This window comes from Pseudoalteromonas sp. 1181_04, from assembly GCF_052850545.1.
On record NZ_VXCS01000012.1, the window covers coordinates 84123 to 96706 of the forward strand.

10 protein-coding genes are annotated in these 12584 nt (G+C 40.7%); 3 read left to right on the top strand and 7 right to left on the bottom strand.

The features are described from left to right. Nucleotides 1-14 precede the first annotated feature (14 nt). From FW757_RS11560 to FW757_RS11580, 5 genes are all read right to left on the bottom strand, one after another. A complete protein-coding gene (locus FW757_RS11560) occupies nucleotides 15-1232 on the bottom strand; it encodes a J domain-containing protein (RefSeq protein WP_182761401.1) in 1218 nt (405 codons plus the stop codon). 76 nt (nucleotides 1233-1308) lie between these two features. Beyond that, nucleotides 1309-2190: an SMP-30/gluconolactonase/LRE family protein gene (locus FW757_RS11565; protein ID WP_446441233.1), complete on the bottom strand. Its 882-nt coding sequence runs from the start codon at nucleotides 2188-2190 to the stop codon at nucleotides 1309-1311. A 39-nt stretch (nucleotides 2191-2229) separates the two neighbouring features. After that, nucleotides 2230-2937, bottom strand: coding sequence for a sulfite exporter TauE/SafE family protein (locus FW757_RS11570; protein ID WP_149980062.1), 708 nt, complete (start codon nucleotides 2935-2937; stop codon nucleotides 2230-2232). A gap of 98 nt (nucleotides 2938-3035) precedes the next feature. Next, on the bottom strand, nucleotides 3036-3815 hold the full coding sequence (locus FW757_RS11575; protein ID WP_149980061.1) for an SDR family NAD(P)-dependent oxidoreductase: 780 nt from the start codon (nucleotides 3813-3815) through the stop codon (nucleotides 3036-3038). 41 nt (nucleotides 3816-3856) lie between these two features. Next, nucleotides 3857-4588, bottom strand: a complete 732-nt coding sequence (locus FW757_RS11580; protein WP_145234132.1) for a FadR/GntR family transcriptional regulator — start codon at nucleotides 4586-4588, stop codon at nucleotides 3857-3859. A gap of 247 nt (nucleotides 4589-4835) precedes the next feature. Between FW757_RS11580 and FW757_RS11585 the strand changes: the two genes are divergently transcribed. Together FW757_RS11585 and FW757_RS11590 are read left to right on the top strand one after the other, a co-directional pair. Next, entirely contained in the window at nucleotides 4836-6464 is a 1629-nt protein-coding gene (locus FW757_RS11585) for a sodium:solute symporter (protein WP_446441234.1), read from the top strand. A 124-nt stretch (nucleotides 6465-6588) separates the two neighbouring features. Beyond that, complete coding sequence (locus tag FW757_RS11590; RefSeq protein ID WP_446441235.1) at nucleotides 6589-9843, top strand: glycoside hydrolase family 88 protein; 3255 nt, start codon at nucleotides 6589-6591, stop codon at nucleotides 9841-9843. A 58-nt stretch (nucleotides 9844-9901) separates the two neighbouring features. On the opposite strand, the gene FW757_RS11595 is transcribed toward FW757_RS11590, so the two are convergent. After that, nucleotides 9902-10930 (bottom strand): glycoside hydrolase family 43 protein, encoded by a 1029-nt coding sequence (locus tag FW757_RS11595; protein WP_446441236.1) that lies wholly within the window; start codon nucleotides 10928-10930, stop codon nucleotides 9902-9904. 102 nt (nucleotides 10931-11032) lie between these two features. Here FW757_RS11595 and FW757_RS11600 point away from each other — a divergent pair, with 102 nt between their 5' ends. Beyond that, entirely contained in the window at nucleotides 11033-12043 is a 1011-nt protein-coding gene (locus FW757_RS11600; RefSeq protein WP_149980056.1) for an arabinan endo-1,5-alpha-L-arabinosidase, read from the top strand. Nucleotides 12044-12140: 97 nt separating this feature from the next. On the opposite strand, the gene FW757_RS11605 is transcribed toward FW757_RS11600, so the two are convergent. Beyond that, entirely contained in the window at nucleotides 12141-12575 is a 435-nt protein-coding gene (locus FW757_RS11605) for an FKBP-type peptidyl-prolyl cis-trans isomerase (protein ID WP_145234141.1), read from the bottom strand. Nucleotides 12576-12584 lie beyond the last annotated feature (9 nt).

Here is a 12584-nt window from a genome sequence, read left to right on the forward strand (position 1 = left end):
TGACTTGTTTTAGATCAAAGGTTAAACATACTTTCGAACGCAGCCTCTAATGACATGGGCATATGGCGTTTATCTAAAATCCGATCGTTTAGTTCTTCTTTGAGTACTTTTACTGTTGTGCAATAGCTTAAGCGTTCAGTAATTTCATCGCATTCATTATTTAAAGCTGCTATATGATCTGCAAAATTTTCTTTGATCTGTGCTTTACTACGGCCGTTAAATTTACGCCATACGAGTGTATGTTCATCGTTGCCTTCTTTTTGCCTGCGATGAAGCGCATTTAGCTCGGCTATTTTATTTTGCAGTAATGGTACTAGGTTTGCTTTGGTTTCTTCATCAAAGTCCACATCATCGTCAAAATGCGTAATATAAAGCTGTAATAAGGTAAAGCCATCTTTTGCTTTACGTGCTTCGCTTAGTTGTTGCATTAGCGCGTGCTTTTGGGCTTTTTTAGTTGGGTCTGGCTCTTTATCGGGGTGTAATTTTGACGCTAAGCGTTTGTACATTTTGTTAAGCTGTGAGCTTTTAAATAGCTTTTCTAATTTTGCATCGGTTCTTTGTTGTTTAATTTCATCACGATCAAACCGCTCAAATTGGTCAAAAAAATCATCCCAATCTTCATCATCATCGCTTTGCGCATCGCCGGCATTAAAGGGATCATCTGTGCTTTCTGAGTCAGGCTCTTGGGTATCACCAAAACCTTGTTCGTCTAGGTGTTTATAGAGCAGTTGAGGATCAAGCGTAATTTCCTTTAATTGTTCATCTGTTAACTCTAAACCAGGAAAATCTTGCTGCAGCATGGTTCTGAAAACATTAAGCTCTGACGATGGGATGTCGTTTACCGCTTCTTGATTGTGCTTACCTAAATGAAATTTAAAAGTGTGTGATATTGTTTCCATATCTAAGTGACCAGTAAACGGATGGCTTGCTAAGTAATCTAAATCTGCATTTATCCAATCCACAAGCTCATTTCGCTGCTCATCGGTTAAGCTTTTGCGTGGAATAAATTGGCTCAAATGACAAATCTGCTGTGCAATCATTTGTGCTTGATGCTGTTCGTGCGGTTCTACTTGCTCTTTAAACTGAATAAATAAACCTTGCTTTTTAGTATCAAAATTAGCGTTACGTTTAGTGTGCTTTTCTATGCGTTGCCACAGACGCTCTAACTCTGAGCTTGGTTTTGCTGTGGTTTGTTGTTTTACATTTTGTAAAAAAGTAGTGTTTGTCTTCATAGCAACTCATTTATGCAAATATATATGTGGGAATACTAACATTTTATCATTGCACTGAAAAAGACCTCTTGGCTGATTATGAACGCAGCTGGGCAGGCGTTTCTGCTATTCCTTGTATATCGGCTTGTAAAATAAATACGGCGCCGCTGTAGGGGTATTGTTTTAGTATCTCAGGTTCTAGGCCAGTACGGGCGGAGGTAACGGCGATGGTTGTTAGGTCATCGCCAAAAAAAGTGAGGCTGGTGATCCTAGGTGCGGGAAGTCGATAAAAATGCACGATAGAGCCATTTTCACAAAAACGATAAAGGCCGTGGCCATTCCAAGACGCGACCCACAAGTGATTGTCGTTATCGACTGTCATGCCATCGGGAAAGCCCATTGTCTCGTCAAATTTTACAAATACTCGCTTATTGCTAAGCTCACCTTGCTCATTTAAATCAAATTGATAAATAGTGCGGGTGGATGATTCTGTTGAATATAAAATACGGCCGTTTTTACTTATTGCAGGGCCATTACTGATCACATAATTGCTATCAACAATGGTTGGCGTTTGTTGCTGACCAAAGCGATACAACGCCCCAGTATTGTGTTGTTCATGTTTATCCATCGTACCAAAAAACACATGCCCGTTGCGGTCGGTTTTGGCATCATTTAAACGATTATTTACTGCAAGAGTAGCCAGTGGATACAGCTCACTAGGTTGGAATGTGTTGTTATCAAGGTAATAAATGCCGCGCTCAAAACCTGCGATTAAACGCTGTTCGGTGGTTTCCATTATCCAACAAATAGCCTGCTCCATCGGGTAACGGCACACTGTTTGTTGCTGGCAATCAAAACGGTAAAGTAGTTTGTCTAAAATATCGACCCAAAATAAACACTTTAGCGATGCGCTGTAATATGGCCCTTCGCCAAGTAAACATTGGCAAGGAATGATCATTTTAATCGAGTTAATCGCCATTATTTACCTTAAAACAGCATGTGAGTTTATTGCGCTATTTTAACGTTGCAAGAAAATCAGTGCCAGCCCTGAAAAAGTCGCCACAACAATAATTAAAATACGCGTGGCTTGTTCATTAATTGTATTATTTAACAAGTATGAAAGCCCCCAACCAATTAAAATAGCGGGTAAGCATTCAATAAATAGCAGTAAGTCATTAGAGTCAGCGGTGCCCGTAAGCAGCAGCGCAGTGATCCCAAATAAATTAATAAACACGAAGAAAATACTTAAGTTAGCTTTAATTTTATCTTTATTTTGCGCTTGATAGAGTAGCCCCATCGGTGCGCCGCCTGCGGATGTGGTGGTACCAATAAAACCAGATGCTAGTGATGCCAGTACATTAGAGATAAAGGTAAGCTTAGGCGACCAACCTGTAAGTGATAACGCAACTGCAATTAGTAAACAACAACCGAGTAAAATACGATACTGATGGGGATCAACATGCAACATTACCGCTGCAGCAATTAACACTCCGACGGCGCCACCAAAAATTGAATAGCCGGTTTGCTTTAGATCTATTGCGCCACGGTGCTTTATGGCAAGAATTGAGGTGAGTAATAAAGCATTTAAAATCATTGGCCCTGGCACTAACTCTGGCATAAGCCAGTATAAAATAGGTGCGCACAATAAGCCAAGACCAAACCCAATCACGCATTGCAAGCATGCGCCTATTATTAATATAAAATAAACTAATACGATATCGGGCAACGCGTTTCTACCTTATTTAACTAGGTTTGACTAATTTACAGACAAGAATATCCTAATATTATAATATCATTGTCGTTAGGTAAATTTTTTATTGAATTTTAAGTCCAACCAGCATCAACAACAAGTGATTGTGCGGTCATCATTTTACTGTCGTCTGCGGCTAAAAATAATGCGGCATTGACAATATCATCGGCCTGTAATGTTTCATTTATACATTGATTATGTCTAACATCTTCAATCATATCTGGAGTTAACCAATGCGTTATTTGTCGCTCGGTCATCACCCAGCCAGGTACTAAGGTGTTAATACGAATATTATCTTTACCATAAGTCGCAGCTAATGAACGGGTTAGTCCTTCGATCCCGGCTTTTGCCGTGGTGTAAGCAGGCATGCCAGTTTGCTTAATACGCCAACTCACTGAACCCATATTAATAATACTACCACCACCAATTCGCTGCATTTGCGGGGCAACAGCTTGCGCCGAAAAAAAACAAGGCCGTAAATTAACGGCTAACTTATCATCCCAGTATTCAACACTCATGGTATCGGCAACGTGGCGAGTATCGTCAGCCGCATTATTGATCAATACGCTGATCTCACCTTGTGTTTTGCCCGTTGTTTCAATAGCGGCTTTTAATTGTTCAATGTCACGAAGATCACAGTAAATATACTGCGGATCAAAGCGATACTGGCCAGCTAACTGGCTACACAATTGCTCACCTTGCTGTTTGGCAATATCAATAAAAGTTACTTTTGCATGCTGCTGACAAAAGCGCTTTACCATGACTTCACCGATCCCCGTTGCACCGCCGGTAATAAAAACACTTTTACCAGCGAGACTTGGATAACTTGTTGTGTGTGATGTTGAGACTGGCATGATTTCCTTAAGTATTAAGATAATTCATTAACAAAACATGGTTATTTCGATTCGTTTTGTGACTCTTTTTCAGCTATTTCTTTTTCAATAAATGACATAGCTTCGTCAATCATATACGTCATCATGTTTTTAGCGCGCTCAGGCTCACCATTTAAAATTGCTTGATACACTTTAAAGTGTTCATCCGCAATGGCTTTTTTATTACCTTTCGCGGGTGTTGTATGCTGAATACTAACGTTAAGAGCAGTACAAATAAAATCACGCAATTGAAAGAAAAAACGATTACCGCTGGCAAACAAAATTGCTGTATGAAAAGCTAAATCACTTTCATGGATTTCGCCATCGGAGGCATCAGCCGCCGCTTGCATTTTTTCAACTGCAATCGCAATCTCTGCAATTGCGCCTTTATCAGCACGTCTTGCTGCAAGTGCCGCTGCTTGTGGTTCAATAGCTAAGCGTACTTGTAAAAATTCTTTTAACACATACAAGGTCGGGCTACTATCAAGCAACCATTTTAATACGCTGGTGTCGTATAAATTCCATGTGTTTGCTGGTTCAACCCGAATGCCTTGGCGCGGGCGCGATGAAATAAGCCCTTTTGCAGCAAGCATTTTTACTGCTTCACGAATAGCAGTACGACTAATGCCATACTCTTCACATAATTTTGCTTCAGTAGGTAAACCCGTTTCAGCAGTGTAATGACCATTAATAATGGCTTTACCTAACTCATTGGTTACCTGTTGCGACAAATTTAAATTTTCAATGCGTGCCATAAACAGTTCCTTTAAAAATACTTATTCTATGATACTACTATAACCTTACCGCGTCATCAGGCAAATCTTTGACAATGCTACTGTAAATACTTTTTTCCGCTGTTTGAACTGTGTAATTGCTGAAAACATAAAAATTTAAAGCATTACTAATTTTTAACAAATCTCTTTCATTCGCCTCATTTGTATTATAATATTTTTATAAACACAAATAATCCGGATTGATCTCCGGGCTTAGATGGAATTAAAGATGATCGAATTAAGTACACTCGACTGGCTAGTGTTAGCGGGATTTTTTGTCTTGTTATTAGCCGTTGTCGTCGTCTCGATGAGACAAAAAGAAGAAGATACTACAGATTATTTTTTAGCTGGGCGTAATGCGAGTTGGTTAGTTATTGGTGCGTCAATTTTTGCCTCGAATATTGGCTCAGAACACCTCGTTGGTTTATCTGGTGCAGGTGCACAATCGGGAATGGCATTAGCCCACTGGGAAATGCAATCGTGGATTATTTTATTACTTGGTTGGGTGTTTGTGCCTTTTTACTGGAGCAGTAAAGTATATACCATGCCGGAGTTTTTAGAGCGCCGCTATAATTCAAAATCACGCACTTTTTTATCGGTTATTTCCTTGATCAGTTATGTACTGACTAAAGTTGCGGTGACTGTTTATGCTGGCGGCATCGCGTTTAAAACTATTTTAGGAATTGAAAGCATTTGGGGCATTGATTTCTTCTGGATCTCAGCCATTGCTTTAGTAGTGATCACCGGTATCTATACTGTACTTGGGGGTATGAAAGCCATCATGTGGACCTCTGTTTTACAAACGCCAGTACTTATTATTGGCTCTGTGGTGATCTTAGTTGTCGGTTTGGATAAAGTCGGCGGGTGGTCTGAAGTTGAACGCATAAACGATATGAACATGCATTTAATTCGCAGTGCCTCAGATACCGAGTTTCCGTGGCCGGGGATCGTATTTGGTTCATTTATCATTGGTTTTTGGTACTGGTGTACAGACCAATATATTGTACAACGGGTACTGTCGGCGAAAGGCATTAAAGAAGCTCGTCGCGGTACTATGTTTGCAGGTTACTTAAAGCTATTACCTATTTTTATCTTTTTAGTACCGGGCATGATTGCCTATGCACTAAAAGTTAAAGGCATTATTAGTTATGACAGTGCGGACCAAGCGTTTCCTACATTGGTTGCCGAATTACTCCCATCCGGCGTCAAAGGCATCGTAATTGGTGGCCTCGTTGCAGCATTAATGAGCTCGTTAGCGTCGTTATTTAACTCATCAGCGACGTTATTTACTATCGATTTCTATAAAAAATTCAAACCCGAATCGAGCGAAAAGCATCTGTTAAAAGTTGGCCGCTTGGCAACCGTTGCAATTGTTATTTTAGGCTTATTGTGGATCCCCATTATGAGCTTAATTGCTGATGTACTTTATGAGTACTTACAAAGCGTTCAATCGTTAATAGCCCCTGGTATTGCCGCCGTGTTCTTGCTAGGTATATGCAGTAAACGTTTTACTCCTGATGCTGGTTTTATCGGTTTAGTGTCTGGGTTTGTGTTAGGTATGATCAGATTAGTACTATTGCCTTTCAAAGATGCTATCAGCGGTACACCGCTTGCGTGGATCACCGACATGAATTGGCTTTACTACTGTATTTTACTGTTTGTAGTGGTGGTAGTGATAATGATTGTGGTGAGTTTTTTCACTAAACCCGCCAGTGAAGAGCAGCTTAAAGGCTTAACCTTCTCAAGTATCGGCAAAGATACTTTAAAAGAAGTGGCTGCCGGATTAGATAAGTGGGATTACATTCATACTGCGGGGATCATCGGTATCACTACGTTTATTTACTACCGCTTCTGGTAAAACTTAATTAGTTGTTCCCACGTTTATAGGGAGTGTTATCACTCCCTTTTTTGCACACAGATAAAGACACTCATTAATCAGGCTACCTAGCTTCCTCTCGTGTTGTTAGCCTCAGTGCCAATTAATGAACAATCATAAAGTGGTGATGATGAACACTCTGCTTAAAATTGCATCTATAAGTTCTCTAGTATTACTCAGTAGCTGCTCCTCAATAATTCCCCAAAAAAGTGTAGAAGCACGCTTTGTTCCTGAGCGTATGGACGACTTTGCGTTTGAAAATGATAAGGTTGCCTTTCGCGTTTATGGGCCTGCTTTAACAGACTCTGCTGAAAACAACGGTACTGACTGCTGGCTTAAACGGGTTGATTACCCAATTATTAATAAATGGTATAAAGGAGAACGAGAAGGTATCTCTTATCATGAAGATCATGGTGAAGGTTACGACCCTTATCATGTTGGTAATTCATTAGGCTGTGGCTCAATGGCCCTATGGGATGAAAATGCCGATAAAAGCGACAGACTGATACAGCCCAATGTGTATACTGATTATTCAATAATAGAAAAAACCGCTGATAAAGTCGTTTTTGAGCTCACTTACCAGTATAACGATAAAGACATCACCGAGAAAAAACGCTACACACTTGAAAAAGGTAGCCAATTTTATAAAGTACACAGCCAATTTACGCACAATGGTCAACCCATTCAACTTAAAGTTGCTGTGGGTGTCACTACCCATGATAGTAAAGCACAAGCACATGTAAACTCTGAAGGTGATGCAATAACAACGTGGGAAACCATTGACGGTAGCCAAGTGGGTACATCTGTACTATTACCTAAATTTACCCACACTCACTATATTTTACAACAAAGTGATAAGAAAGATCGTTCGCATGCACTGCTTGTTGCGCAAACGAATAAAGCGGGTGAAATTACCTATTATGCTGGTTTTGCTTGGTCAAAAGCGGGTGATATAACAACCTTCAAACAATGGCAAGATTATGCGAGTAACTATTTAGCCAAAGATAAAAACAAACAAGTAACCGCAGAATCTGTAAAGTCATTAACGAAAAAAGTAGCAGACTGGCAAATTGCACATTTTGACGAAGAAGGTAAATACCGCGCGCTGCCACGCAAACCACCACAGTGGATGAATCGCGAGCAATATCATGATTTAGAGTGGCATCATGGTGCCCTTTACGCGGGTATGAACGAATGGCGTAAAATTGCTGATGATGATAAATATACAAACTTTTTAATGGAAATTGGTCAGCGAAATGACTGGAAACTTCACCAGCGCCCTTATCACGCCGATGATCAAACGGTAGGTCAATTTTATCTGTCTTTATACGAAGACTTCCATCAACCAGAAATGCTTGAACCAACACGTAAGCAATTTGATTGGATTTTGGCTCACCCAAAAACCGGCACACTTGATTGGCTTGCCGAAAATACTCATGCCCATGATCGTTGGGGCTGGTGTGATGCATTATTTATGGCACCGCCTGTATGGGCACGTTTAGCTAAAATTACCGGTGAAGAAAAATACTTAGACTTTATGGATCAAGAGTACCACGCCACGTATGACCTATTGTGGAGTGAGAAAGATCAGCTATTTTGGCGTGATTCTAGTTTCTTTGATAAACACGAAAAAAATGGCGAAGACGTTTTTTGGGCTCGTGGCAATGGCTGGGTATTTGGTGGATTAGCTTTGATGATACCTGACTTACCAGTTACTTGGGAAAAGCGCGATTTTTACATTAATTTGTATAAAAAAATGGCGGCACGTTTAATTGAAATCCAACGTGAAGATGGCACATGGTCAATGGGATTATTAGGTGGAACCGAAGGTTACCCAATAAAAGAAACCAGCGGTACGTCGTTTTATGCATATGGTATTGCATGGGGTATCAACCAAGGTTACTTAGATAAAGTCACTTACCGTCCAGCGTTAATGAAAGCATGGCAAGCGCTGCAAAATTCAGTCACCGCTGAAGGCATGCTCGCCTTCGTACAGCCTGTAGGCGCAGCTCCTGGAGATTCATTTCCAGATTACACTGAAGTGTATGGTGTTGGAGCATTTTTAGCAGCCGGTAGTGAAGTGTATAAACTACTTGAAGATGAAAAACCAAAAAAACACGTCGCTCACAATACAATTCAAACGTTAATGCATAATGCAGGGTGGTGTTGGTTTCAAGATCCCCGCGCCATTATCCAAAACGGTAAACTAATTATCGGTAGCGTTGCTGGCAATGGTGTGGGTGACGCTGCGGTAGGTGTCTACGACCTTGATAAAAAGCAACTACTCGGTCGTACCACATTAAAAACTGAATTTGACCATGATGATCATAACTCACCGGTTTTTTATGCGCGTCCTGATGGCAGTGTATTAACCGTTTACGCACGTCATAATAGTGAAAAAGCACATTACTACCGTATTTCAAATTCTGACAATTTTTTAAATTGGGGCGAAGAGAAAACGATACAAAGTCCTGCCAACGTAACCTACATGAACTTATATGACTTATCCGATGAAGGAACACTTTATAACCTTTATCGCGGTATTGATTGGAATCCAACGTATGTTACATCAAAAGACGATGGTGCTACCTGGAGCGATGAACATGTTCATCTCATTCAAAATGAAGTCCCAGGCGTACAAAGACCGTATGCACGCTATGCAGGGAATGGCAAAGACACCATAGGTTTGTCATTTACTGACGCTCATCCGCGTGATTTTGGTAACAGCATTTATTATTCTGAGTTTCGAGATGGTAATTTCTATAACGTGGATGGCACATTGATTAAAAACCTGAAAAAGGAAGGTCCGCTAAAACCCTCCGAAGCAGAGAAATTATTTCAAGGTGGCGGCGGAACCTTCCGCGGTGTTGATTTAAGTGTTGAAAAAAGCGCTTGGACCAGCTCAGTAGCATTTGATGATAAAGGCTATCCACACGTTGCTTATACTTATTATTTAAATAATCAAGATCAGCGCTATCGTATTGCATCTTGGGATGGCAAAAAATGGCATGACCGTGAAGTTGCGTTTGCAGGAAGCCGTTTATATGACCGTGAAGCCAGCTATACAGGCTTAATCACTGTGGATCCTAGCGACCCTTCTCACGTGGTTATTTCAAGTAATGTAAATCCTACGACAGGTGAGTCTTTATCAATGCCGCATCAAATATTTAGCGCACACATTGGGCTTGATGATGATACTAAAAGTATTCAGTGGCAGCAGTTAACACATGATAAGCACAATGAAAATTTACGCCCTATGATAGTCAACTCTGATCAACATAAAGTGATTATGTGGTTACAAGGGCAATATAATAGTTGGACAGACTATTATTTAGATGCTGTAGGGATTATTGTTGAGTAATCAGCCCTAATTCATTAAAAAGGAGCCACAGGCTCCTTTTTTATTATCAGCTCTATAATTAGTCCGGAAACTCTGGCGAAAGAATAGGAAATCCTTGGTCATCCCACTTTATTACGCGTGCACGCGCATGGCGATTTGGATCTGTTAAGGGTGTACCCTGTAACTCTTTATAATCACGGCTATGGTAAATTAGTAAGTCTGTAACACCGTCCTCTGCTTTTACAAAACTATTGTGACCTGGACCAAAGCGCCCTACTTTTTCGTTACTTGCAAAAATTGGCTGTGGCTTTTTATGCCAGCTTGCGGGGTCGAGTAAATCTGCATCGGCATCGGCCCATAACAAGCCCATTGCATATCGATCATCGGTGGCACTGGCAGAATACGTAAGTAGCACTTTTCCCTCACGGATCATCACTGCAGCTCCTTCATTCACCTTATAGCCTTGTATTTCCCAATCAAGTGTTGGCTCTGAAATATTAACTATTGGCTCTTTTATCGCTGTTGGTGAGTCCATTTGTGCAATCCACAATGCAGAGTTGTACGTTGCGGGTTGGTTTTGTTGTGCCCAAACTAAATAGCGTTTGCCGTTGTGGCTAAATGTTGTGGCATCCAACGAAAAACTATCAAGGTGGGTTTTTAATTGCCCCATTTCTTGCCATTGGGCCTTCATCGGATTTTTGTTGTCATTTTTAAGCACAAACATACGAATACTAAACGGCTTTTCTACATCACCCGCTGCAAAATGAATATACCAACTGCCATCAACTTTATGTAGCTCTGGTGCCCAAATATTGGTACTCATTGGGCCTTTTTCATTTTTATGCCAAATCACTTTTGGCTCTGCTAGTTTCAAGTCATTAAGTCTACAAGCTTGACGTAATTCAATTTCGTCAAACTTAGGGGATGTACCAATAAAGGTATAACAACCGGTTTTTTCATCGCGGACCAACCAAGGATCTGCGCGTTGCAAAACAATCGGGTTATCAATTGGCATTAATGTTGGGCTATTATTTGCCTCTGCAACACTGTAAAAGCATGACATACTAAGTACGCTTATAATTGCAGTGGCAATCAGATTCTTGGCCATGGTATTTCCTATTTTTATAGTTTAATTTCCACTGTTAATATTGTATTACATATATTATAGTAGCTGATAAGTTTAATGATTAAAATAAAAAGGTAGGCAACTATGAAACACGCAAAAAAGTTCGCTCATACATGTAAACTGCTCGGTGCAAGCACATTACTTTGTTTAGCAAGTAATACCATGGCTAAACAAGTTGAAGTACACGACCCTGTAATGACCAAAGAAGGCGATACCTATTACGTCTTTAGCACGGGTATGGGCATCACGTATTACGAATCCAAAGACATGAAAAATTGGCAGCTTACCGGGCGCGTATTTAAAGACGAGCCGAGCTGGGCAAAACGAGTTGCCAGTGACTTTGGTGGCCACCTTTGGGCGCCGGATGTATACCAAAAAGATGGCAAGTTTTACCTTTATTATTCTGTGTCTGCGTTTGGTAAAAACACCTCGGCGATCGGTGTAACGGTTAACGAAACTCTAGATCCTAAATCACCAGATTATAAATGGATAGATCACGGTATAGTTATACAGTCTGTGCCTGAGCGTGATAACTGGAATGCCATAGATCCAGCGATTGTTGAAGATGACAATGGTACACCATGGATGAGCTTTGGTTCGTTTTGGGGCGGTCTTAAATTAGTGAAACTTGACGATGATATGGTACGTTTGGCACAACCACAAGAATGGCATAGCATTTCAGCACGCCCTAACACTGAACACGGACCTGTAGAAGCACCATATATCTTTAAAAAGAATGGCTATTACTACCTATTTGTGTCGTTTGATAAATGCTGCCAAGGTTTAGACAGCACTTACAATGTCCGTGTAGGGCGCAGTAAAAACGTAGAAGGCCCATACCTTGATAAAGAAGGCCGTGACTTAAATAATGGCGGTGGTTCGCTGGTGATCGAAGGTAATAAAGACTGGGTAGCGCTTGGTCATAATGCTGCTTATACCTTTGACGGTAAAGATTACTTAGTACTTCATGCTTACGAAACGGCTGATAACGGTTTACAAAAATTACGTATTCTACCGATGACTTGGGACGATAACTGGCCAGTAGTTGATAGCAAAGATCTAAACAAGCGCACCACTAAGCTGATTGAGAAGTAACACTTAAGAACAGCCACTAAAAACCTGCATTTTTTGCAGGTTTTTTGTTTTGATATATCGCATTCTTAACACAAGAATTACTGCTCTAGCACCAATATTACTCTTTAAAATCAATGAGTTTAATATCCATAAAAATAAGCTGCTCACTGCTTGTCGCTAAAGATTCATTCAGTGCCACACTGTAAATATCGTAGGCTAGATGCGGTAAAATCAAAAGTTCATAACGGCTGCCTTTAGGCATCAGCATGAGTGCTTCTTGCAAACCTTCAATTGCTTCTGCTATCTCATACTCAGCCACTTGCTCGATTTGCCGCGTATCATAAAGCACATGCCCTGTTGCAGTCATCACGCGTTGCTGCACCTTAACAGTAGCATCCCATGAAGGTGGTTCGCCACTTCCCAGTTCAATAATTCGATACATTAAACCCGAGCCGGTTACATGCACACCAGGCTGTGTTATGTATTGCTCTGCGAGCGGGTAGCGCCGAACACTCACTTTAGAATGCACATCGTCATAATGCTGTAAACTCATACTCGTCCT

Bases quoted from the DNA above. Each gene is read 5' to 3' on its own strand.
- FW757_RS11580 (WP_145234132.1), bottom strand. From the start codon at position 4,588: ATGGCACGCATTGAAAATTTAAATTTGTCGCAACAGGTAACCAATGAG.
- FW757_RS11600 (WP_149980056.1), top strand. From the start codon at position 11,033: ATGAAACACGCAAAAAAGTTCGCTCATACATGTAAACTGCTCGGTGCA.
- FW757_RS11585 (WP_446441234.1), top strand. From the start codon at position 4,836: ATGATCGAATTAAGTACACTCGACTGGCTAGTGTTAGCGGGATTTTTT.
- FW757_RS11605 (WP_145234141.1), bottom strand. From the start codon at position 12,575: ATGAGTTTACAGCATTATGACGATGTGCATTCTAAAGTGAGTGTTCGG.
- FW757_RS11560 (WP_182761401.1), bottom strand. From the start codon at position 1,232: ATGAAGACAAACACTACTTTTTTACAAAATGTAAAACAACAAACCACA.
- FW757_RS11575 (WP_149980061.1), bottom strand. From the start codon at position 3,815: ATGCCAGTCTCAACATCACACACAACAAGTTATCCAAGTCTCGCTGGT.
- FW757_RS11565 (WP_446441233.1), bottom strand. From the start codon at position 2,190: ATGGCGATTAACTCGATTAAAATGATCATTCCTTGCCAATGTTTACTT.
- FW757_RS11590 (WP_446441235.1), top strand. From the start codon at position 6,589: ATGAACAATCATAAAGTGGTGATGATGAACACTCTGCTTAAAATTGCA.
- FW757_RS11595 (WP_446441236.1), bottom strand. From the start codon at position 10,930: ATGGCCAAGAATCTGATTGCCACTGCAATTATAAGCGTACTTAGTATG.